The following is a 21,984-nucleotide window of genomic DNA, read 5'->3' as shown; positions in this document are numbered from 1 at the left end:
CGGCCGATCCCGTACGTTCGCCGATGTCAGCGTTCGATGACTTAACGAGGAGTGCGAATGAGCACCTACGTCGTGACCGGCACCGACGGCATCGCGCGGGCCGTGGCCCTGGCCAGGCTGCGCGCGGGCGACACCGTGGTGGTCGTGGGCCGCAACGCCGAACGCGGGGAGAGCCTGCTCGGCGCGGGCGACGCGGTGTTCCTGCGGGCCGATCTCAGCCTGGTCGGCGAGACCCGGCGGGTGGCCGCCGAGATCGCCGAGCGGTTCCCGGTGATCGACGGCCTGGTGCTGTGCGCGCAGCACGGGCGCAGTGCCCGGCTGGAGACGGCCGAAGGGCTGGAGAACACGTTCGCGCTGTACTACCTGAGCCGCCGCGTGCTCGCCGACGCCCTCGCCGTACCGCTGGAGCGGGCCGCACGGCCCGTCGTGATCAACGTGTGCGCGCCGGGGGTGGACGCGGGCGAGATCCACTGGGACGATCTCCAGCTCCGCGGCGGCTACGCCCTGATGACCGCGATCTTGCAGGGCAGCAGGCTCAACGACCTGCTCGGCGTCGCCCACGGCACCCGGCCGGGCCGTACCCGATACGCGCTGGTCAACCCGGGCGGCGTGGCGACCAGCTTCTCCGGGGAGTACGACGCCGAGACCACGGCCGCGATCGAGCGGATGCGCGAGAGCGCCCGGCCGGTGGACGAGGCCGTCCTGCCGATCCTGGCGCTGCTCACCGACCCGCCCGCCGACAAGATCGGCGCCTACGCGCAGGGCGAGCGGATCGCCATGGACGGCCCCGCCTTCGACCCCGCCGCCGCCGAACGGCTGCGTGCGCTGACCGACGACCTGCTCAGCCGGGTGTGACGCGCGGAGCGTCGTACGGCAGCAACTCCTCGGCGCGCAGCGCGAGCAGGATGTCCGGGCGCACCAGGTCGGCGGCCGAACCCGCGCCGAGCAGGGTGAGAATGCGGCGAATGCGGTAGCTGACGGTGTTCTCGTGGATGGACAGCCGCTGCGCGGTGACCCGCGTGGACAGCCCGGCCGTCAGGAACACCCGCAGCGTCTCGATCAGCGCCGGGCTGGGCCGCAGCGGACGCAGGATGGTGTCGGCCAGCAGCCGGGCGTCCAGCGGGTTGCCGAGCAGCAGCACCTCGGGCACCACCCGCTCGAACGGCACGACCACCCGGTCGGCCCGCATCCGCAGGCCCGCCTCCAGCGCCGACACCGCCTCCCGGCACGACCCGCCCGCCTCGCCCAGCCGGGGACGCGGCTCGCCCAGGCCGATGACCAGGCCCTCCGGCACCCCCGGGCGGGTGGCCGCGCGGGCGAACGCGTCGGCGATGCCCGGCGAGTCGGCCAGTACCAGCAGCAGCGTGGAGCCCCGGGCCCCGACCAGCAGCCGGCTGCGCAGCCGGGGCGTCACCGCGTCCAGGATGATCCGCTGGGCGCGGGTGAGGGCCAGCGCCCCGGCGTTCGGGGGCAGCCCGATCGCCGCCGCCCGGTGCGGCACCTGGGCGGGCACCCCGACCAGGCGGGCGCGTTCCTCGACGTCGGCGGGGTCCAGCGGTTCGCCGCCGGCCAGCCGGGAGACCAGGTCGGTGGCGATCTGGTCCAGGTGGCCCGCCGACTCGGTGCGGGTGGTCCGGTAGGCGTCGATGGACGCCTCGGCCAGCGTGTCGGTGGCCGAGGCCAGCCGGTGCGACAGGTCGATCAGGCCCACGGTGTCGAGCGGCGGGCCGGCCGCCGCGAAGCGTTCCAGCAGCTCACGTTCGGCCGCGTGCCAGGAGGCGACCACGCCCTCCACCGGCACGCCCTGGATGGCCCGGCGCTGGCCGAGGGCCGCCGCCGGGGCCAGCTCCTCGCCGCGCGGCAGGCGGCGCGCGGCCACGGCGGTGAGCAGCGCCCGGACGTTGAGCGCGACCACGTTCGACAGGTCCTCGACGTCCATCCGGGCGTCGTCGTAGCCGGGCAGATGGCCCCACACGGCGGACACGAGCGTCGCGGCGATCTCGTCGGCCTGCTGGTGGAGCACCTGGGCCCGTTGTGTCAGATCCACAAACGCCCCCTTACCAGATTCACGTCGGTCCACGTAGTGGGGTCGCCAGGCACTATCTGACTATGGATTATCACAGGCCCCCAGCGAAAGGACCGCCCATGAGCGAAGAGGCGGCGGGCCGCCACCGGCTCGCCACCGACCTCGACGACCACGCCCTGGAACCCGTTCCGCGGGAACGGCGCAAGTCGCTGACCCAGATGATCATCGTGCAGATCGGCTGGAACATCAGCGTCAGCAGCTTCCTGGTGGGCGGCGTCGTCGGCGGAGGTACGAGTTTCGGCGAGGGAATGGCCGCGATCGTGGTCGGCAACCTCGTCCTGGTGGCCGTCTCGGCCCTGGTCGGGCTGGTCGGGTACCGCACCGGCCTGTCCAGCTACCTGGCCGCCCGCGCGGTCTTCGGACGGCACGGCGCGGTGCTGGTCTCGCTGCTGCTCGGGGTCATCGCGATGGGCTTCATCGGCGTGCTGATGGACACCTGGGGCGGCGCGGTCAACAAGCTGATCCCGGCGGTCCCCTCGTGGGCATTCGTGCTGCTGTTCGCGGTCGCCATCACCTCCACGTCGATCTTCGGCATCAAGGGCCTGGCCAGGTTCTCCGCCATCGCGGTGCCGATCGAGATCGCCATCGCGCTGGTCGCGCTGGTCAAGATCGGCGGTGGCGACGGCGGGTTCGGCGACGTGTTCGCGTACGTCCCGGCGGTGCCGATCGGGTTCGCCACCGCCGTGGGCGCGGTCATCGCCACCTGGGTCACCGGCGCGGCCCTGATCGGCGACGTCTCCCGCTACGCCACCCGGCCGCGGGACGTGCTGATCTCCAGCTTCTGCGGGTTCGTGGTCGGCGCGGGGGTGTTCGAGACGATCGCCACCGTGTCCGCGATGAAGGTCGGCAACAGCAACTTCGTGCTGGTCATGCAGGGTCTCGGGCTGCTCGCCCCGGCCGCGGTGATGCTGGTGCTGGCGCTGTGGAACACCGCCGACAACAACCTCTACTCCGCCTCGCTGGCCTTCACCAACGCGTCCAACTCCCTGCGCCTGCCGATCCGCAAGCCGGTGTGGAACGTGGTGGCCATCGTGATCGCGGTGGCCGTGGCGTTCGCCGGGCTGGCCGACTCGTTCCTGACGTTCCTCAACGTCATCGCGCTGGTGGCGCCGCCGTTCGCGGGCGTGATGATCGCGCACTTCTGGGTGCTGGCCCGCCGCGGCACGGGCCGCGAGCTGCTGGCCTCCGCGCCCGCCATCCGGGTGGAGGCGCTGGCGGCGTGGCTGATCGCGGCGGTGCTGTCCAAGTTCACGAACGTGCTGCTGGCGGACGCGATCGAGGGGCTGGTGTACGGGTTCGTCTGCTATGCCGTACTCGGCCTGGCGGTGCAGGCCGCCACGCGCGGCCAGGCGGCGCCCGCCGTTCAGAGAGGGAAGTCATGAGATTCGGGCTCGGGGTGCCGACCGGCACCGAGGGGCTGATGTACCCGGTCCCGTACGCCGACGCCGAGCAGGCCGTACGGCTGGCCGTCGAGGCCGAACGGCTCGGCTTCGACTCCGTGTGGGGCAACGACCACGTCACCACCCAGGCGTACGTCCGCGCGGAGTTCACCGAACCGCCGCGTTACTACGACCCGTTCGCCTACCTCAGCTACGTCGCCGCGCTCACCCGGCGGATCAGGCTGGCCACCGCGATCATGGTGCTGCCGTTCCGCAACCCGGTGGTGGCCGCCAAACAGGCCGCCACCCTGGACCGGCTGTCCGGCGGCCGGGCGGTGCTCGGCGTCGGGATCGGCGCGTACCGGGAGGAGTTCACCGCGATGAACCCCGGCGTGCCGATCAACCGGGGCCAGCACGCGGCCGAGGCCCTGCGGGCGCTGACCGCGCTGTTCACCGAACGCCGGGCCAGCTTCCGGGGCCGCTGGGTGAACTTCGAGGACGTCGAGTCCTACCCCAAGCCGGTCGCCCGGCTGCCGATCCTGTCCGGCGGCAACGCGCCCGGCTCCAAGACCCGCGCCGCCCTGTACGCCGACGGCTGGCTGCCCGCCTGCCTGACCCCGCAGGAGGCCGCCAAGGGGCTCGCCGAGATCCGGGCCCAGGCCGAGGCGGCCGGACGCGGCCCGCTGCCCGCCGGCTTCGAGGTGGCCCTCCAGGTCGCGGTGTGCGTCGCGCCCACCCAGGAGGAGGCGTGGCGGAAGTTCCGGGCCTCGCAGCTCCACACGCACATGGTGTCGCTGTCCAAGACGACGCTGAAGGACCAGGGCGTGGCCGACCTCGCCGCGCGCAACCTGATCGGCACGCCGCAGAGCGTGGCCGAGCGGATCGAGGAGTATCGCGCGGCCGGGGTGAACACGCTGGCCGGGCTGCTGTTCGCGGCCAACACGGTGGAAGAGACGCTGGACGCCATGACGGAGTTCAGTGAGGTGATCATGTGAAGGAGGCTCTGATCGACTCCCCCCTGGAGATCCCGGACATCGACGAACGCCGGCTCGCCGCCGAGCGGCTGGCCCGGCTGCGCGCCGCGCTGGCCGCGGCCCCGTTCGACGCGGTGGTGCTGACCAGCGCGGAGAGCGTGTTCTACGCCACCGGCTACCGGGCCGTGGCCACGCCGCTGTTCCGCGCGCACCGGATGGCCGCCGTGGTCACCGGCGACGACCTGTGGCTGGTCTGCCCGGCCGCCGACACCGCTCCCGCCGCCGACCTCGGAGTCCCGGAGGACAGGCTGATCCCCTACGGCCGGTTCTACTTCGAGTCGGCGGCGGGTTCCCCCCTGGCGCTGGCCGCCGACCGGCACCCGGGGCTCGCCGCGGCGCTCGCCACCGCCGTGGGCGCGGTGGGGCCCCGGCTGAAGTACGCGGTGGAGGCTCCGGAGGAGGGCCTGCTCGACGTCCCGGCCGTGGACGCGACCGCCTGGATCGCCGAGGTGCGCGGGGTGAAGCTGCCCGGCGAGGTCGAACTGCTGCGGTACGCCGCCCGGCTGGCCGAGTCCGCCGTGGCTGCGGCGCTGGCCGCCGCCGGGCCCGGCGTCACCGAACGCGAACTCGCGGCGGTCGTCGCGGCCACCATGGTCGCGGGCGGGGCCGAGCCGCGGTTCCTGGTGGCGACCACCGGCCCGCGTACCGCGCTGGCCGACGCGCAACCGACCGGGCGGCGCTGGCGGCCGGGCGAGCTGGCCCGGTTCGACGTCGGATGCGTCTACCAGGGCTACTGGTCGGACATCGGGCGCACCGCCGTACTCGGCGAGCCCGGCGAACGGCAGGCCCGCCGCTACGCCGCGATCCTGGCCGGACTGGATGAACAGCTCGCCCTGGCCCGTCCCGGAGTGCCCGCCGAGGAGGTCTTCGAGGTGGCCATGCGCGCGGTGCGCCGGGGCGGCGTCGATCCCTACCGCCGCCAGCACTGCGGCCACGGCATCGGCACCGCGGTGTACGAGCCGCCGATCATCGCCCCCGGGGCCGCGACGCCGCTGGTCACCGGCATGACGTTCTGTTTCGAGACGCCGTACTATGAGCTGGGGTGGGGCGGCATGATGGTGGAAGACGCCCTGGTCGTCACCTCGGGCGGGGTCGAGCGGTTCACCCGCTCCCCGCGCGCGCTTCCGGTGGTGGCGGCATGAGCGACGTCCGTTACCTGGGCCGGCTGACATGCCTGCGCTGCGGCACCGCCTACCCCGACCCGAGCGTCGCGCTGATGGGCCGTGGCTGCCCGGCGTGCGAGCGCGACGGCGTACCGGCCAACGTGCTGCCCGACTACGAGCTCCCGGCCATCGGGGCGCTGCCCGTCGATGACGGCCAGCCGGGGCTGTTCCGGTACCGGGCGCTCCTTCCGCTTTCCCAGGAAACCCCCGCGGTGAGTCTGGGGGAGGGCGGCACTCCCCTCGTCGCTCTCCCCCGGACCGCCGAGCGGCTGGGCCTGGCGTCCGTCCACCTGAAGGACGAGACCCGCAATCCGACCTGGTCCTACAAGGACCGGCTGGCCGCGGTCGCGGTGACCAAGGCCGCCGAGCTGGGCGCGCCCGCGGTGGTGGTGGCCAGCACCGGCAACCACGGGGCGGCCGTGGCCGCCTACGCGGCCCGCGCCGGACTGCGTTGCGTGGTGCTGACCGTCGCCTCCGTGCCGGACACGATGAAGACGCTCATGCAGGTCTACGGGGCCGGGGTGGTGGCGCTGGAACGCCACACCGACCGGTGGGTGCTGATGCGCCGCCTGATCGAAGAACGCGGCTGGCTGCCGCTGTCCGGGCACGCGAGCCCGCCGGCCGGCTCCCTCGGGTACGGCGTGGACGGCTACAAGACCATCGCCTACGAGATCGCCGCGCAGCTCGGCCGGGTGCCGGACTACGTGGTGGTGCCGGTGTCCTACGGCGACGGGCTGGCCGGGATCTGGCGCGGGTTCGCCGACCTGGTGGCCCTCGGGGTGACCGACCGGCTGCCCCGGCTGGTGGCCGCCGAGCCGTTCGGCCCGTACGGCGACGCGCTGGCCAAGGGCGCGGACGTGGCCGGGCCGGTGCCGGTCACGCCGTCGGTGGCGTTCTCGACGGCTTCGCCGTTCGGCACCTACCAGGGCCTCGCGGCGCTGCGCGCCACCGACGGGCTGACCGTCGGCGTGCCGGACAACGACCGCATCATGGATGCCCAGCGCCGGTTCGGCCGGGAGGCCGGGCTGTACCTGGAGGCGTCCTCGATCACCACGTTCGCCGCGCTGGAGGAACTGGCCGGGCGCGTCCCGGCGGGCTCCGACGTGGTGCTGATCGGCTCGTCCACCGGGCTCAAGGACGTCGGGGCCACCGCCGCCGGGCTGCGTCCGGTACAGGTCGTGGAACCGACCCCCGACGCGATGGACCGGGCACTCGGGTGAGGCTCGCGTTCTCGATCTCCGGTCACCGTACGGCGGGCGACGCCGTACGGGTCGCGCGAGCCGCCGAGCAGGCCGGTTGCGACACCGTGTGGATCACCGAGGACTACTGCGAGCGCGGCGCGTTCGCGCTGGCCGGGGCCATCGCGGCGGTCACCGGGCGGGTGCGGATCGGGATCGGCGTGATCAACCCCTGGACCCGGCACCCCGCCCTGATCGCCATGGAGCTGGCCGCGCTGGACGAGGTGAGCGAGGGCCGGGCGGTGCTCGGGCTCGGCGCGAGCAATCCGCGCTGGATGAGCGACCAGCTCGGCATCCCGTTCGACCGGCCGATCGGGCGGCTGACCGAGTCGGTGGAGCTGGTCCGCGCGCTGATGACCGGCGAGCCGGTGCGCCACCACGGCGAGCACTTCCGGGTGGAGGCCGGGCTGGCCTTCACCCCGCCGCGCACCCGCCCGCCGATCGTCCTCGGCGTCAAGGGGCCGCGGGCGCTGGCCATGGCGGCGGAGCGGGCCGACGGGCTGCTGCTGTCGATCCTGTCGTCGGCGCCGTACGTGGCCTCGGTACGCGAGCGCGTCGGCGCCGAGCTGGAGCTTTCGGCATATGTCGGGCTATCGGTGGACGACGCCGACCCGGCCGCCGCCCGCGACCGCGCCCGCGCCGGGGTCGCCACCTACCTGGGCGTGCACGGCGACCACGAGATCACCCGGATCGCCGGGCTCGACCCGGAGCGCTGCGCCGCCTTCCGGGCCGGCTGGCGCTCCGGCGCGCCCCGCACCGACCTGGTGGACGACGCCCTGCTCGACGTCTTCACCGCGGCGGGGACCTTCGGCGACGCGGCCCGCCACCTGCGCGGACTCGCCGACGCCGGACTCGACGTGGCCGTCATTCGCGACGCCCCGGAAACCGATCCCACGACTCTGTTGCGTACCGCCTCCGTCGCGCTGGGTCGGCGAGCCTGAGCTGAAAGGGCCGGGACCTGCGGTTACGATCGCCGGGTTCGGCCGTTTCGCGGGGGAGGCGGCTGATCGGTTCTGTTCCGGGCGCGGGGGCGTAGGTGAACTGAGCGGATGCTGCTTGCCGTGGCCGCCTTCTTCGCCGCCGCCGTGCTCGCGCCCACCGCGCTGCGCACCCTGGGGCTGCGGGCGTTCTGGCTGGTCGCGCTGGTGCCCGCCGCCGTCACTCTGTGGGCGCTCGCGGTGCCCGTGCCGCACGAGCAGGTCGTGCCGTGGGTGCCCCGGCTACAGGTCCAGCTCGCCTTCCGGATGGACACCCTCGCCCTGGTGATGACCCTGATCGTCGCGGGCATCGGCGCGCTGATCCTGGTTTACTGCGGGCGCTACTTCACCCCGGGCGGGCCGGGGCTGCCCGCCTTCGCGGGGGAGTTCACCGCGTTCGCCGGGGCGATGCTCGGCCTCGTACTGGCCGACGACCTCATCCTGCTCTACGTCTTCTGGGAGCTCACCACCGTCTTCTCCTACCTGCTGATCGGCTACGACGCCGAGGACCGCACCAGCAGGCGGGCCGCGCTCACCGCCATCGTGGTCACCGCGGCGGGCGGGCTCACCATGCTCGGCGGGCTGGTCCTGCTGGGGCTGCGCGCGGGCACGTTCCGGATCTCGGAGATCCTGGCCGCGCCGCCCGCGGGCCCGGCCGTGCCGGTCGCCCTGGCGCTGATCCTGGTGGGCGCGCTGAGCAAGTCGGCGCTGGTGCCGTTCCACTTCTGGCTGCCCGGCGCGATGGCCGCGCCCACCCCGGTCAGCGCCTACCTGCACGCGGCGGCCATGGTCAAGGCCGGGGTCTACCTGGTGGCCCGGCTGGCCCCGGCGTTCGCCGCCGATCCGGTCTGGCGGCCGGTCGTACTGGTCTTCGGCGGGGCCACCATGCTGGTGGGCGCCTGGCGGGCGCTGCGCAAGCACGACCTGAAGCTGCTGCTGGCCTTCGGGACGGTCAGCCAGCTCGGGTTCCTGACGGCACTGCTCGGCGCGGGCGGCCGGGCCGCCGCCCAGGCCGGGGCGTACCTGCTGATCGCGCACGCGGTGTTCAAGGCCGGGCTGTTCATGGTCGTCGGCATCGTGGACCACGCCACCGGCACCCGCGACCTGCGCAAACTCAGCGGCGTGGGGCGGTCCATGCCGATCACCTGCGCGGCGGCGGTGCTGCTGACGGCCTCGATGGCCGGGGTGCCGCCGCTGGCGGGGTTCGTCGGCAAGGAGGCGGCGTTCGCGGCCTTCCTGGCCGATCCGCCGGTGCTCGCGGTACTGGCGGCGGGGTCGGCGCTCACCGTCGCCTACAGCGTGCGGTTCGTGTGGGGCGCGTTCGCGGACAAGGGCGTCCGGCCCGTCGCGGTACACCCTCCGGGGACGGTACTCGCCGGGCCCGTCGTACTGCTCGCGGTGGTGAGCCTGCTGCTCGGGCCGCTCGCGCCGGTCATCGACGGATGGCTGGCCGGGTACGGCATGGCCTATCCGGCCGGACCGGCGGACGAGCCGCTGGCGCTGTGGCACGGCTTCACCGTGCCGCTGCTGCTGTCCGCCGTGGTGCTGGCCGTGGGGGTCGCGCTGTTCCTGGCCCGGTTCTTCGTGGCCCGTGTGCAGGACCGGCTGCACCCGCCGATCGACGCCGAGCGCACCTTCCGGCTGATCATGCGCGGCCTGGACTTCGCCGCCGACCAGGCCACCCGGTTCACCCAGCGCGGCTCGCTGCCGGTCTACCTGCGTTACATCCTGTTCGCGCTGCTGGTGCTGCCCGGCGCGGCGCTGGTGTCGGGGGTGCCCTGGCCCGGGGCGGCGCGGGTCTGGTACGTCCCCGCGGAGATCGTCGTGGCCGGGCTGGTGTGCCTGGCCGCGTTCGCCACCACCCTCCAGTCCTGGCGGATGCCCGCGGTGCTGTGCGCGGCGGTGACCGGCACCGGCACGGCCACCATGTTCGTCCTGCACGGCGCGCCCGACCTGGGGCTGACGCAGTTCCTCACCGAGACGGTGACGCTGGTGGCGTTCGTGCTGGTACTGCGCCGGCTGCCGCCCCGGTTCGTGGAACGCCAGTACGTCGGCATGCGCCGGGTCAACGCGGCGCTCGGCGTGGCGGCCGGCCTGCTGGTCGCCGCGATGGGGTACGTCGCCATCAACGCCCGCGCCTGGCCTCCGATCTCCGCCGCCTACCCGCAGGCCGCCCGTGAGGCCGGGGGCACGAACATCGTCAACATCGCCCTGGTGGACCTGCGCGCCTGGGACACCATGGGGGAGAGTTCGGTGCTGCTCATCGCGGCGGCCGGGGTGACCGGGCTGATCTTCGTGCGCCGCCGGCCCAGGCTGCCGAGGACGGTCGAGGCCCCCGGCGGCACCTGGTCGCTGCCCGGCCTGCGCTCCTTCGGCGAGCCGCCGGAGGACGCGGCGGCCACGACCTGGCTGCGCGGCAGCGAGACGCTGTCCCCCGAACGCCGGTCGATCATGTTCGAGGTGGTCGCCCGGCTGATCTTCCATCCGATGCTGGTGCTGTCGATCTACCTGCTGTTCAGCGGGCACGGCACGCCCGGCGGAGGGTTCGCCGCCGGGCTGGTGGCCGGGCTCGCGCTGACCGTTCGCTACCTGGCCGGGGGCCGCTACGAACTCGCCGAGGCCATGCCGATCGGCCCCGGCGTGTGCCAGGGCGCGGGCCTCGGGGTGATGGCCGTGGCCGGGCTGGCCGGGCTCGCGCTCACCGGCAGCGTGCTGCACGAGACGGTGCTGCACTGGCGGGTGCCGGTGCTCGGCGAGATCCACCTGGTCACCTCGCTCGCCTTCGACATCGGGGTCTACCTGGTGGTCATCGGCGTGGTGCTCGACGTACTGCGGGCCATGGGCGACGAACTGGACCGGCAGGTCGAGGAGGAGGGCGAGGAGGTGATCACCGCGTGAGCGGCCCGGACCTGCTGGTCCTCGCCACCGTGGCGACACTGGCCGGCAGCGGGATCTACCTGCTGCTGGAACGCAGCCTCACCAGGATCGTGCTCGGCGTGGTGCTGATCGGCAACGGGGCCAACCTGTTCATCCTGCTGTCCGGCGGGGTCACCGGCCGGCCGCCGATCCGGGGGCTGTTCGGCTCGGAGGGCATCAGCGACCCGCTGCCGCAGGTGATGATCCTGACCGCGATCGTGATCACGCTGGCGCTCACCGCGTTCCTGCTGTCCCTCGCGCATCGGGCCATGCGGCTGACCGGCGATGACGAGGTACGCGACGACGAGGAGGACCGCAGGGTCATCGCCCGGGTGGAACGCGAGCTGGCCAGGCACCGGGTCCGCGAGGAGGTCGAGCGGATGCGCCGCATCCACGCGGAGGAGGGGTTCCGGGCGGGGCTGCGGGCGCGGCTCGGGCTGCGCGGCACGGTACGGCGGGAGCGCAGGGAACTGCGGCGGCGGATGCGCGAGGAGTGGGAACGCCAGATGGCCGCCGACGACCCCGAGGGCGGCATGGACACCACGATGGGCGAGGACTCGCCATGAACCATGTGCCGGGTGTTCGAGAGTGGGGCGTGAGCAGCGTGCCGGTGTTCGGGGGCGGGCTGTGAGCAACGAGCTGTTGTTCGGGGGTGGGCCGTGAACAACGTGCTGGTGCCGCTGCCGGTGGTGTTGCCGCTGCTGGCGGCGGGGCTGCGGCTGGCGCTCGCGCAGCGGCTGGTACGCGTGCAGCGCGGCATCAGCGTCGCCGTGCTCGCGGCCGTCGTGGTGATCGCCGCCGTACTCGTCCACCAGACCGACCGCTACGGCCCGCAGACCATGCACCCCGGCGGCTGGCCCGCCCCCATCGCGGTGATGCTGGTCGTGGACCGGCTGGCGGCGCTGATCCTGCTGGTCTCCGGCGTGATCACGCTGTGCGTGCTGATCTACGCGATCGGCCAGGGCGCGTCCGACAACGACGAGAGCACCCCGCTGGCGATCTTCCACCCGTCGTTCCTGGTCCTGCTGGCCGGGGTCGCCGACGCCTTCATGGCCGGCGACCTGTTCAACCTCTACGTCGCCTTCGAGATGCTGCTGACCGCCAGCTACGTGCTGATCACCCTGGGCGGGACCCCGGCCCGGGTGCGGGCCGGCATGACCTACGTGGTGGTCGGCATCCTGTCCTCGGTGATCCTCCTGATCGGGGTCGCGCTGTGCTACGCGGCGACCGGCACGCTCACCCTGGCCCAGCTCGCCGTACGGCTCGCGGACCTGCCGCCCGACGTCCGGCTGGTGCTCCAACTGACCCTGCTGGTGGCCTTCGGGATCAAGGCGGCGGTCTTCCCGCTGTCGGCCTGGCTGCCGGACAGCTACCCGACCACCCCCGCGCCGATCACCGCCGTGTTCGCCGGGCTGCTCACCAAGGTCGGCGTGTACGCGATCATCCGCGTGCAGACGCTGCTGTTCCCCGGCGAGGCGCTGACCGAACTCCTGCTGGTCGCGGCGGCCTGCACGATGCTGGTCGGCATCCTGGGCGCGGTCTCGCAGACCGACATCAAACGGACGCTGTCCTTCACGCTGGTCAGCCACATCGGCTACATGGTGTTCGGCATCGCGCTGGCCTCCCGGGCCGGGATCGCCGGGGCGATCTTCTACGTGGCCCACCACATCACCGTGCAGACCACGCTGTTCCTGGTCGCCGGGCTGGTGGAACGGCGCGGCGGCAGCACCTCGATGGACCGGCTCGGCGGGCTCGCGCGGGTGTCGCCGCTGGTGGCCGTGCTGTTCTTCATCCCGGCGATGAACCTCTCCGGCATACCGCCGCTGTCGGGGTTCCTCGGCAAGCTGTGGCTGTTGCGGGCGGGGGTCCAGGAGGGCACCTGGCCGGCGTACGCGCTGGTCGGGGTCGCGTTGCTGACCAGCCTGCTCACGCTCTACACGATGTGCCACCTGTGGAACCGTGCGTTCTGGGGCGACCGGGGCAAACTCCCGGAACGCGGCCAGATCATCGAGGGCCGGCGCGGGCTCAGCGGCACCGGCATCGTGGCCACCACCGCCCCCGGCACCATGGTGGGTACGGCGGCGGCGCTGATCGTCTTCGCGACCGCGTTCACGGTCGCGGCCGGCCCGATGGCCGGCTACATCGACCGCGCCGCCACCGAACTCCTCGACCGCCGCGCCTACCTGACGGCGGTACTGCCATGAGGGTCGTTGCGCCGGTCGTTGGCATGGCCGTCATCTGGATCCTGCTGTGGGGCAACCTCTCGGCCGCCAACGCGCTGTCCGGCCTGGCCGTCGGCCTGCTGGTGGCCGCGCTGTCCCGGCTGCCGCACGTCGGCGCGGGCGCGCGTATCCGGATCGGCGGCTGCCTGCGGCTGCTCGGCTGGTTCGCGCTCGACATGGCCCGGTCCGGCACCCGGGTCGCCTGGCAGGCCCTGCGCCCGGGCCCGCCGCCGGTCAACGCGGTGATCGCGGTGGCGCTGCGCACCCACAGCGACCTGACCATGGTGTTCACCGCGCTGGCGCTGTCCGCGCTGCCCGGCAGCCTGGTCGTGGAGGTCAGGAGGTCCAGGCAGACGCTGTACGTACACGTCCTCGGCGTGGACGAACAGGGCGGCCTGGACAAGGCACGACAGGACGCGCTCGACCTGGAGAAGCGGGTCATCCGGGCGATCGGTACGGCGGACGACAGAAGGGAAGTCCTGTGACCGTGGTCGTGGGGGTGTGCACCACCATGCTCGGCCTGGCCGGGCTGCTGGCGTTGATCCGGCTGATCACCGGCCCCAGCCGGCTGGACCGGGCGCTGGCGCTGGACGTGCTGATCGCGGTGACCGTGGTCGGGATCGGGCTGGAGGCGGCCTACCACCGTTACACCGCCACGCTGCCGATCCTGCTGGTGGTCTCCATCGTGGGGTTCGTCGGGTCGGTGTCGGTGGCCCGCTTCGCGGTGCGCAGGAACAGCGAGTGAGCGTCGTGCTGGACGTACTGGTGGCGGTGCTGTTGCTGCTCGGCGCGCTGTTCTCGCTGACGGCCGGGGTGGGGCTGCTGCGCTTCCCCGACACCCTGGCACGGCTGCACACTGGGGCCAAACCGCAGGTCATCGGGCTGATGGCGACCCTGCTCGCGATCGGGCTGCGGGCGGAGGCGCCGCTGGACATCGGGATCCTGCTGCTGGTCGCCATCTTCCAGTTGATGACGGCTCCGGTGGCGGCGCACATGGTGGGGCGGGCGGCGTACCGGTCCGGGCGGGTGCGGGCGGACCTGCTGGTCACCGACGAACTCAGCCGTGACCTGTCGGAGTCGTGATGGATGTCAGGAGGAAGGGAGCACGTCGGCCCAGGGCGGGTTCGCCCCGGCGACCGAGCAGGTCAGCGCGGCCACCCGGGCCGCGAAGCCGACCGCCTCGCGTACCTGGCCGATCTCCAGCCCGGTCAGCCGGCCGCCGAGCAGCCGCTCCTCGTTCAGCCAGTGCAGCAACCCGGCCGTGAACGCGTCGCCCGCCCCCACCGTGTCCACCACCGCGACCCGGAACCCCGGCACCGCCACCCGCTCCCCGCGCAGCGACGCCACCGCACCCTCCGCGCCCCTGGTCACCACCACCAGGTCGGCCCCGGCCGCGTGCCACTCGTCGCAGGCCCGCTCGATCGTCCAGCCGGGGTAGAGCATGGCGAGATCGTCGTCGCTCAGTTTCAGCACGTCGGCGAGGGCGCACCAGTACGGGAGCCGGTCGCGCAGGCCGTCCAGGGTGACGAGGGGCAGCCGGACGTTCGGGTCGATCGAGATCGTCGCCCGCCACCGGGCCGCCTCGGCGAACTCCTCGATCACCCGCCCGCCGGGCGGGCGGCCCAGCGCGATCGAACCGGTGTGCAGGCACACCGCCTCGTCCAGGGCGTGCGCGGGCAACTCCTCGGCGGTCCACTGCCAGTCGGCGGTGCCGTCGGCGTGGAAGGAGTACGCCGCGCCGCCGCGCTCGTCGAGGGTGGCGACGGCGAGCGTACTGGGCTCGGCGGCTCGCACGCTGCCGGTCAGCTTGACCCCCGAGGAGGTCAGCCGGTCCCGGAACGCCCTGGCGAACACGTCGTTGGAGAATCGGCCCAGGAACCGGGTGCGGGTGCCGAGGCGGGCCAGCGCGACGGCGGTGTTGGCGGGACTGCCACCGGGGAGCACCCGCAGCATCAGCTCACCGTCCGTGCCGGTGGGGCCTTGGGCGGGGTCGGCGAAGGTGTCGGCGACGTTCTCGCCCAGGACGGTGACGATGCCCCCGGTCATACCCGCCCCTTCCATCCACACGAACGACCCGACCACTCTGACACACCCCCCACCCCGTCCCGCCTCCGGCGGCCAGCCCCGCTCCGCGCGTTGTACGGGCTCCGCCCAAAGAGCCACGCTCCGCGCGAGGGGCCGGGCTCCGCCCGAGAGGGCCGCGCTCCGCGCGTTGTACGGGCTTCGCCCGAGAGGGCCGCGCCCCGCGCGCAGAGGCCGGGCTCCGCCCGAAGAGCCGCGCTTCGCGCACCTGTTGGACCTCGCTCCGCTCGGCCTGTACTTTCCGGCGCCGCGCTGCCGCGCGTCGCCTCATTGCGCGCTACCGCGCGCATGGGGACGGGCTTCGCCCGAGGGGCCGCGCTCCGCGCGCATTGGACCTCGCTGACGCTCGGCCTGTTCTCCAGGCCCGCGCTTCGCGCGTGCGGTGTCGCCCGGGGAGTGTCCTGCGCCTTGGCCGCGTTCAGCTCGCCGGGGGGAGGCCCAAGGTCATGTGGGGATAGCCGGCGTTGATCCGATCGCCGAGCTGGATGTCGAGTCCGTCGATGAATGCGGTGATCGCGGCGTTGGCCTCGTCGGCATTCTCGGCCTCGCCCTTGAACTCGAACTCGACGAAGTCACCGAGACCGGCCACGCTGTCGAAGGCCAGGGCGATTTCGTCCAGGAGCCACTCTTCGCGGGTCTTGTCCACGACCGTCATCTCGGTGAAGTCCAAGGCCGCGAGGGTGCGTCGGACGGCCTCGGCGTCGGAGACGACGCTCTCGTACTCGTCGCAGTGGGTCTTGATCATGGCCTCCAGCGGGTACCACCGCTTGAAGTTCAGGGAAGCGTGCCCCTCCTCCTCCCGGATGCGCAGCCATTCGGAGACGACCTCCCCGCCGAGGAAATCACGGTGCGGGGCGTTGAAGTAGGTGTCCACCTGGCGGGTGGGTTGTCCGGCTTTGGCCCCGCGCTTGGCGAGCGTGGCCTTAAGGTCGTCCGGCTGGCTGAGGAGCTGGAACTTCTGCTCGACCTCGACGTACTTCATGAGCTTGCTCCTATCGGTTGTGTGCGGTTGGGGAGGGGAGTTTGGCCAGCATGGCGCGAAGAGGCTCGGTGAGGTGGCGGATCTCGTCAATGTCCGCGAGGCTCAGGGGTCGCCCGAGTGCTTCGACGCTGCCGATGATCTGCTCGGGGTTGCGGAAGCCGACCAGCGCCACTGCGTTCGGGTCCGCCTGGAGGGCGAAGTGCAGGGCGACGCGCGCCAGGTCGGCGGGCCGCTGGCCGAATCGTCCGCCGAGGGCTGCCAAGCCGTCGTGAATGGCTTGCACGGCTGGGCCGGCGAATCGGGCGTCCCCATGGCGGTGGTCGCCAGGTGGGAAGGAGGGCGGCGTGTCCGGGCTGTAGGCCCCCAGGAGGAGCCCTTGGCCGAGGACCTGCTTCATCAGCACGCCTACCGCATGCTTGCGGGTAAAGGCGAAGATGTCGGTCTCTCCGGGCGTGTACGCAGGGCTCAGCAGGTTGTGGCGTGTGGTCACCACGTCGGGCTGTATGAATGCGAACAACTTCAGAAACCTGGCCGTCTCAGTCGCTTGCGGATGACCCGAGTGGGTCGCCCATTCCTCGGCGAACTCGTGGGGTGCCCTCATGCCGATGGCCCGGATCAGTCCCTCTGCCCGAAGACGGCGTAGGGTGTCCACCGCTGTCGTCAGGTAGCAGTCGGACGGACCGAAATCAGCGCTGTGCAGGAAGTAAACGTCCAGATACTCGGTGCCGAGGTTCTCGCGGGTGGTCTCGAACTGGTGCAAGATCTGCCGCTCCTGGTACGGGTGTCGTGCGGTACCCGCGAAGTAGCCGACCTTGCTTGAAACGACAACCTGGCCCCTGTCCACCTGGGCCAGCAACCGACCCAGGAGACGCTCTGATCGGCCCAGGCCATAGACGTCGGCCGTGTCGAACAGGGTCACGCCCTGCTCAAAGGCGCGGGTCAGCGCCGCGTACGCCTCGTCAGGGGCTACGCCCGCCCAGCCGATGGGCACCCCGCGGTTGCTGGCCAGGCCCCCGATCGTCCAACAGCCGGCGCCTATGGCGGAGACGTCCCGGGCGAGTCCCGGAAGGTGGCGGTACTGCATGCTGTGCGCTCCCATCATGTTCCGCACGGGTCTGCGGCGTTGATGAGTCGCCATCCGGTCGTGTCCGCCCACCGCCGGTGCTCCTGCTCCAGGAGGCGCGCGCTCTCCAGCGGCAAAGCACGGGAGACCTGCTCGACCACCGGCCCCATGCACGCGCTGAGTGCGCCGATCTCGGCGTCCAGGGCTCGGTGCAGACGCGTGGTCAGCAACTCGGCGCCCGGCAGGGTCGCCGGGGTGTCCTCAATGGCGCGGATCATGTGTCCGAACACGGTGTAGGCGGCCTCCTTCATGACTGTGCGGGCCTGCCGTACGGCCTGGCGCGACCGTCCAGGGTCTTTTCCAGCGACTTGAACGTGTAGTCCAGGGCGAAATTGCGGTCCACCCAAAGTTGCGCCCACTCGCTGCACACACCGATGCGCAGGTCGGCGAATCTCGCGGCCTGCCGGCCCATCGACGGCTGGATGGCACCCGTCAGGCCAGCGGCCTGGACCTGTCTGGTGTAGGCCGCGCCGATCAGGCACTCCATCGAGACCAGCATGTAGGAGATGCCGCTGTGGAATGGCCTGCCGGTGGCGATGTCGGCCACGAACTCCGGATCGCGGACGCCCTCGACGATCTGCTCGGGTGAGAAGCGCGGAGACGGCTTCAGCAGGAGGTCTGTGCGGCCCTGAAAGGTGTAGGTGGCTTTCAGCTCTTCGAAGGTCATGAGTTGGTCGAAGGTGATGTACGTGAAGCGGGTGGGCACGCCCAGGGCCGAAAGCGTGCGGATCGCCAGGACGTTCTGTTCGCCGGTGGTCTCCTTGTTGAAACGGGCGAGGATCGAGTCCACGCCGGATTCCACCCCGAACAGACAGCGGCGAAGTCCCCGCTCGACCAGGGTTCGCCACATCGCGGCGCGTTCTTCGTGCCAGGCGCGGTCATGGTCAAGGCGAACCACCTGATCGATGCGACAGCTCGTCTCCCACTGGAAGCCTGCGTGGTGCAGGGTGTTCGCCATCTCCAGCGCGCGTGGGACGGCGTCCGCCCCTCGCCCGACGAACTCCTCATCCACGAGATACAGGGTTCGGGAGATACCTGGGTAGCGGCCGAAGACATATCCCATCTGCTGAAGAATCTGGGGGAACAGGGCCGGTTCTGCCCCGGACCATTGCCCCTTGTGGCCGCGCGGACAGAACGAACAGAAATTGGTGCAGCCGCGCGAGGCTTCGAGCTGGGCCACCCCATGGTGCTCGAAGGTAGCGGGCAACAGGTCCAACTCGGGAAGGATGTCGTCCTGCGTGCGGCTGGTCGGCTTGGCGGTGCGGTGTCGGCCGATGGTCATGGTCCCGGCTCCTCGGGCCGCACCGTTGAAGCCGATTCCGCGGACTTGATCTTGGGCCAGGTCGCCATGCCAGTGGGCTAGGAGATCGGCGATGGTCGGCTCTCCGGCTCCTCGGGCGACCAGCAAGTCTCCATACCGGTTGAGTAGGAGCGCCTCGTTGCGGGCCGTGAGGCTACCCCCGGCGATGACCAGGGGCGGGTTTGGCAGGCCGTACACCGTGTCCAGAAGTTCCGCCATGAGGTCGTGCTGCCCGAAGGTGGCTGAGATGCCGAGCATGTCCGGCGGGACGTCGATGACCGCCCGCTTGAGGTCGGACAGTGTGACACTCAACTGCATGTCGGTCAGGCTGACCTCGCCCAGCAGGGTGGAGCGGGCCGCCCGTGCCAGGGCACTGATCCCCAGAGGGAAGCGTGGTAGTGGGAAGTACTCGGGATGGTAGAGCGCTGCCAGCAGCGTGCGAGGGCGCGCGAGTCGGTACGCGGCATGGTCGTCCAGCTCAGCCTGCGACAGCCAGTTGTCCGGGCTCTCCAGCTCCAGGTGACCGATCGTCCACGCGGGCCAGATCCGGCTGTTGTGGGGCTCTCCGGACAGGTCTGCGACCAGCCAGGCGGCGCCCTGGTGCTGGAGGAATATCAAACGTCGGTCCAACGGGCCGGTGACATGGATCTGAGCGACCGATCGGCCGAGGAGGTGTTGCAAGTGGGCACGCAAGCGGCTGGGCTCGATCAGAAGGCACTCCAGTTCCGAAGCGGCCTCGTGGGTATAGGCCAGTTCGGGTACGGCGGTCTGAAGAAGGACCTTCAGCCTTTCGGCTGGAGTCTGCGCATGGCCAGTTCGCACGCTCGTCATCACTCCTTGTGACCGTTTTCCGCCAGTTCGCGGTTATGTGGTCGGCCTCCCGCTTTTCATACGCGTGGTGGCCTCAGGTAGACGTCCCAAAGGTCCCGGTCGTTACCGCGACCAGGTTTCTGTTTATCCGCCGAAAAGCGGCGTCCCCGAAAACGGCCCAATCTGCAGGGGCCATAACAGGCTCTCCACATCGCACATGACGGTCACCACCACTTGTATCCGATCCCGGCCAACCCGGCCATCGGCTTGTCATTTCCTAAGTCCCGCCCGTGGAGAGTCAGTTCGTCAGGGGGAATGTGGTTGACCGGAGACAGCCCGTAAAGGATGTTCGTACCCCGGAAGAACTCTTCGATCTGCTCCTTGGTGCGGAACGTGAGACATCGTCAGAAAGGAGCCGGTCGAGAGAGCGTCTATGAGACGCCACACCATGTCGTGAACGCCGATCGAGTCCGGGAAGAAGTGAAGTATCGCCACGAGCATCAACGCGATGGGCCGGGTGAAGTCGAGCGTTTCGGCCGCATTGTTCAGGACCAGTTCGGTCTTCTTCAGATCCCCGAGGAGCATGACCGTGTTCGGGTTGGTCGCCAGCAGGGCATTCCATTGGTGATCACGACGGGGTCGTGGTCCACGTAGACGACCTTGGCCTCCGGGTTCGCGGCGTGGGCGACCTCGTGAACGTTCTGCTGTGTGGGAAGGCCGCAGCCGATGTCGAGGAACTGTGACACTCCGCACTGGCTCACGAGGTACCGCACAGCCCGCGCCAGGAATCGCCGGTTGTGCAGCGCGATCCCGGATCTCGGGAGCCGCGCGCAACACGGCTTCGGCGACCTCGCGGTCGGCCGGAAGGTTGTCCTTACCGTCGAGGAAGGAGTCGTAGACACGGGCGACGTTCGGTATGTGCGGGTCTACGAAGTAGTGCGGGATCTCGGGAGCGCCGTGGGCCATGCCCCGACGGTAGGAGTCCCGAATTCCCAGCCTCAACAAGTGTGCTTGAACTTGCTCCGCTAGGAGAGTTCAGTCAGCACGCCAGCGATGAGCTGCCGCGCGGCTGGGCCATAAACGGCCATCCGCGACAACCGGTTGAAGCCGGCAACGTATTGGGCGATCTCTCCAGGCTGGCTTACGTTGATCTCCGCTGTGAGCAACTCCACCTGGACCAAGGAGTCATCGAAGATGTTGAATGCTTCAATAGGCCAGAGGTGGCGGCCTGCTCGCTGGGGGATGATGCCCAGGGATACGGACGGCAAGGTCATGATCGCCAGCAGATGACCTAGCTGGCCGGCCATGACCTCGGCATCGCCGATCCGGCTTCTCAAGACCCACTCTTCGATCAGGGCCGCGAAGCGGTGATTGCCCTCATGGAGAAAGCGTGTTCGTTCCAGCCTGGCCGTAACCGCTGCGGACACGTCGTTCGGTGCTGCTCTGAACTCGGCGATGGAGGTCAGCAACGCCTCCGCGTAGGCTGGCGTCTGGAAGAGCCCTGGGATTACGTTGGAGCAGTAGACACGGAAGTGTCGCACATGCTCGTACATCCGGATCTTCGTAACCTGGAGCTGCCTGAGGCCAGTGCGTTGAAGTCGCTTCCACTCCACGTACATCAGGTCAGCAGCGCGCGAGGCTGTGACCAGCTCAGTTACTTGATCCTCGGCACCGCAGATACGACACCACTGACGGATGTCGCCTTCAGACGGAACGGTGCGCCCATGCTCGATCTTGGATACCTTCGACTCATGCCAGTTCGCGGCCTTCGCGAGGGCCCGGGCGGTCATGTTGTCTGCGTCGAGGCGGATCTCGCGTAGACGCTGGGCGATGACCTTACGTGCCTCTTGGGCGCTTGAAGACGGCGAAGTACGCATGGCAAGCGGTCAGACGAGCCGATACTCCTGGTGCTCGATAGCACGCTCCCAAACAGCCTCGAACGCGGCCAAGCACTGCTTGATCACGTTCGGGTCGCGGATCAGCTCCTCACCCAGGTAACGACCGTCTCCGGCGAAGAGACCGAACCTGACCAGGTGTTCATCGAACACCCACAGATCATTACCGGGCAGAAGAAGATCTGAAGCCTTCCGCCGCGGGAGCCATCTGACTTGCTCACCGGCCGCGATGTTCATCGAGTCGGTTACGGAGTGCTCGAAGCGGATGTAGTCCGTTACCGGCTCCGAGACGACCCGGGCTCGCCGAACCTGCACTCCGCGGGCCCGCGCTTCCCCAATGAGCTGGTGCCAGTCCCGTTCGCGCTGGGTGCGGTCGTACGAAGGGCCCCCCTGCCAGGCGATGAAGGATGGGTCGTCTGGTACGTACGCATCCCGCATTTCGAGGTGAACAGCCGAATGGGATGCGCTGGCAAGCATCTCCTCAAAGGTCATAAGCGGACCCACTACATGCCTCCATCAGAAGTCTCGCCATGCGCCGAGGGACGCGGACGACCTTCTCATTGTCGGGGATGGGGCTGCGGGCGGCGACCTCCGCCAGGTCGTCCTTGGCGGTCACTTCCCATCCCTGGATCACGATGCTGCCGTCGCGCTCGTCCACCCACACGGATGGGCAGTTGTTACCGTCGGTGTTCGGGTCGATGCCCACGAACCGTAGCGCCATGAGGGGCTCCCATGCTCTGAGTGTGCTCCGGCTTGCACACCCGAGCATGAAGGTCG

General features: G+C 70.7%; 21 protein-coding genes and 1 pseudogene. 12 read left to right on the top strand and 10 right to left on the bottom strand.

What is annotated here, in order from left to right; all coding sequences use genetic code 11:
• Positions 1 to 57 precede the first annotated feature (57 nt).
• Entirely contained in the window at positions 58 to 855 is a 798-nt protein-coding gene (locus ACH34R_RS18490) for an SDR family NAD(P)-dependent oxidoreductase (protein WP_397562665.1), read from the top strand.
• Here the strand turns inward: ACH34R_RS18490 and ACH34R_RS18485 are convergent.
• Complete coding sequence (locus tag ACH34R_RS18485; RefSeq protein WP_397562663.1) at positions 842 to 2,047, bottom strand: PucR family transcriptional regulator; 1,206 nt, start codon at positions 2,045 to 2,047, stop codon at positions 842 to 844. The two genes, ACH34R_RS18490 and ACH34R_RS18485, sit on opposite strands and share 14 nt — an antisense overlap.
• A gap of 98 nt (positions 2,048 to 2,145) precedes the next feature.
• On the opposite strand from ACH34R_RS18485, the gene ACH34R_RS18480 reads away from it, so the two are divergent.
• From ACH34R_RS18480 to mnhG, 11 genes are all read left to right on the top strand, one after another.
• Positions 2,146 to 3,468: a cytosine permease gene (locus tag ACH34R_RS18480; protein ID WP_397562662.1), complete on the top strand. Its 1,323-nt coding sequence runs from the start codon at positions 2,146 to 2,148 to the stop codon at positions 3,466 to 3,468.
• On the top strand, positions 3,465 to 4,460 hold the full coding sequence (locus ACH34R_RS18475; protein WP_397562660.1) for an LLM class flavin-dependent oxidoreductase: 996 nt from the start codon (positions 3,465 to 3,467) through the stop codon (positions 4,458 to 4,460). The genes ACH34R_RS18480 and ACH34R_RS18475 overlap by 4 nt, the downstream gene beginning before the upstream one ends.
• The gene (locus ACH34R_RS18470) at positions 4,457 to 5,641 is read left to right on the top strand and encodes a M24 family metallopeptidase (protein WP_397562659.1); all 1,185 of its coding nucleotides are present in this window, start codon (positions 4,457 to 4,459) and stop codon (positions 5,639 to 5,641) included. Before ACH34R_RS18475 ends, ACH34R_RS18470 begins: the two co-directional genes overlap by 4 nt.
• The gene (locus ACH34R_RS18465; RefSeq protein WP_397562658.1) at positions 5,638 to 6,882 is read left to right on the top strand and encodes a pyridoxal-phosphate dependent enzyme; all 1,245 of its coding nucleotides are present in this window, start codon (positions 5,638 to 5,640) and stop codon (positions 6,880 to 6,882) included. Before ACH34R_RS18470 ends, ACH34R_RS18465 begins: the two co-directional genes overlap by 4 nt.
• Positions 6,879 to 7,841 (top strand): LLM class flavin-dependent oxidoreductase, encoded by a 963-nt coding sequence (locus tag ACH34R_RS18460; protein WP_397562657.1) that lies wholly within the window; start codon positions 6,879 to 6,881, stop codon positions 7,839 to 7,841. Before ACH34R_RS18465 ends, ACH34R_RS18460 begins: the two co-directional genes overlap by 4 nt.
• A gap of 108 nt (positions 7,842 to 7,949) precedes the next feature.
• Positions 7,950 to 10,775: a Na+/H+ antiporter subunit A gene (locus ACH34R_RS18455; RefSeq protein ID WP_397562656.1), complete on the top strand. Its 2,826-nt coding sequence runs from the start codon at positions 7,950 to 7,952 to the stop codon at positions 10,773 to 10,775.
• A complete protein-coding gene (locus tag ACH34R_RS18450) occupies positions 10,772 to 11,359 on the top strand; it encodes a Na(+)/H(+) antiporter subunit C (protein ID WP_397562655.1) in 588 nt (195 codons plus the stop codon). Before ACH34R_RS18455 ends, ACH34R_RS18450 begins: the two co-directional genes overlap by 4 nt.
• Before the next feature lie 93 nt (positions 11,360 to 11,452).
• Positions 11,453 to 12,997, top strand: a complete 1,545-nt coding sequence (locus tag ACH34R_RS18445) for a Na+/H+ antiporter subunit D (protein ID WP_397562654.1) — start codon at positions 11,453 to 11,455, stop codon at positions 12,995 to 12,997.
• Between the two features lie 23 nt (positions 12,998 to 13,020).
• Complete coding sequence (locus ACH34R_RS18440; protein ID WP_397562653.1) at positions 13,021 to 13,500, top strand: Na+/H+ antiporter subunit E; 480 nt, start codon at positions 13,021 to 13,023, stop codon at positions 13,498 to 13,500.
• Positions 13,497 to 13,760 (top strand): monovalent cation/H+ antiporter complex subunit F, encoded by a 264-nt coding sequence (locus tag ACH34R_RS18435; RefSeq protein WP_397562652.1) that lies wholly within the window; start codon positions 13,497 to 13,499, stop codon positions 13,758 to 13,760. The genes ACH34R_RS18440 and ACH34R_RS18435 overlap by 4 nt, the downstream gene beginning before the upstream one ends.
• Complete coding sequence (mnhG, locus tag ACH34R_RS18430; RefSeq protein ID WP_397562651.1) at positions 13,757 to 14,098, top strand: monovalent cation/H(+) antiporter subunit G; 342 nt, start codon at positions 13,757 to 13,759, stop codon at positions 14,096 to 14,098. The genes ACH34R_RS18435 and mnhG overlap by 4 nt, the downstream gene beginning before the upstream one ends.
• Positions 14,099 to 14,104: 6 nt before the next feature.
• Here mnhG and ACH34R_RS18425 read toward each other — a convergent pair whose 3' ends face one another.
• The 9 genes and pseudogenes from ACH34R_RS18425 to ACH34R_RS18385 all read right to left on the bottom strand — a co-directional run bounded on the left by ACH34R_RS18425 (position 14,105) and on the right by ACH34R_RS18385 (position 21,928).
• A complete protein-coding gene (locus tag ACH34R_RS18425; protein WP_397562650.1) occupies positions 14,105 to 15,061 on the bottom strand; it encodes a carbohydrate kinase in 957 nt (318 codons plus the stop codon).
• Between the two features lie 454 nt (positions 15,062 to 15,515).
• Positions 15,516 to 16,079: a class IV adenylate cyclase gene (gene cyaB, locus ACH34R_RS18420; RefSeq protein WP_397562649.1), complete on the bottom strand. Its 564-nt coding sequence runs from the start codon at positions 16,077 to 16,079 to the stop codon at positions 15,516 to 15,518.
• A 10-nt stretch (positions 16,080 to 16,089) separates the two neighbouring features.
• The gene (locus ACH34R_RS18415; RefSeq protein WP_397562648.1) at positions 16,090 to 17,163 is read right to left on the bottom strand and encodes an aldo/keto reductase; all 1,074 of its coding nucleotides are present in this window, start codon (positions 17,161 to 17,163) and stop codon (positions 16,090 to 16,092) included.
• Between the two features lie 14 nt (positions 17,164 to 17,177).
• A complete protein-coding gene (locus ACH34R_RS18410; RefSeq protein ID WP_397562647.1) occupies positions 17,178 to 17,432 on the bottom strand; it encodes a hypothetical protein in 255 nt (84 codons plus the stop codon).
• Between the two features lie 17 nt (positions 17,433 to 17,449).
• On the bottom strand, positions 17,450 to 19,333 hold the full coding sequence (locus ACH34R_RS18405) for a B12-binding domain-containing radical SAM protein (RefSeq protein WP_397562646.1): 1,884 nt from the start codon (positions 19,331 to 19,333) through the stop codon (positions 17,450 to 17,452).
• Positions 19,334 to 19,618: 285 nt separating this feature from the next.
• Positions 19,619 to 20,278, bottom strand: a pseudogene (locus ACH34R_RS18400) (SAM-dependent methyltransferase).
• A gap of 59 nt (positions 20,279 to 20,337) precedes the next feature.
• Positions 20,338 to 21,189, bottom strand: coding sequence for a helix-turn-helix domain-containing protein (locus tag ACH34R_RS18395; protein WP_397562645.1), 852 nt, complete (start codon positions 21,187 to 21,189; stop codon positions 20,338 to 20,340).
• Positions 21,190 to 21,198: 9 nt separating this feature from the next.
• On the bottom strand, positions 21,199 to 21,699 hold the full coding sequence (locus tag ACH34R_RS18390; RefSeq protein WP_397562644.1) for a DUF6879 family protein: 501 nt from the start codon (positions 21,697 to 21,699) through the stop codon (positions 21,199 to 21,201).
• Complete coding sequence (locus tag ACH34R_RS18385) at positions 21,689 to 21,928, bottom strand: hypothetical protein (RefSeq protein ID WP_397562643.1); 240 nt, start codon at positions 21,926 to 21,928, stop codon at positions 21,689 to 21,691. The genes ACH34R_RS18390 and ACH34R_RS18385 overlap by 11 nt, the downstream gene beginning before the upstream one ends.
• Positions 21,929 to 21,984 lie beyond the last annotated feature (56 nt).

The sequence above is a fragment of the Spongiactinospora sp. 9N601 genome (assembly GCF_044326295.1).
Taxonomy (GTDB): Bacteria; Actinomycetota; Actinomycetes; order Streptosporangiales; family Streptosporangiaceae; genus Spongiactinospora; species Spongiactinospora gelatinilytica.
Note: the sequence above shows the minus strand (reverse complement) of the source record. Positions and strands in the feature narration are given on the sequence as shown.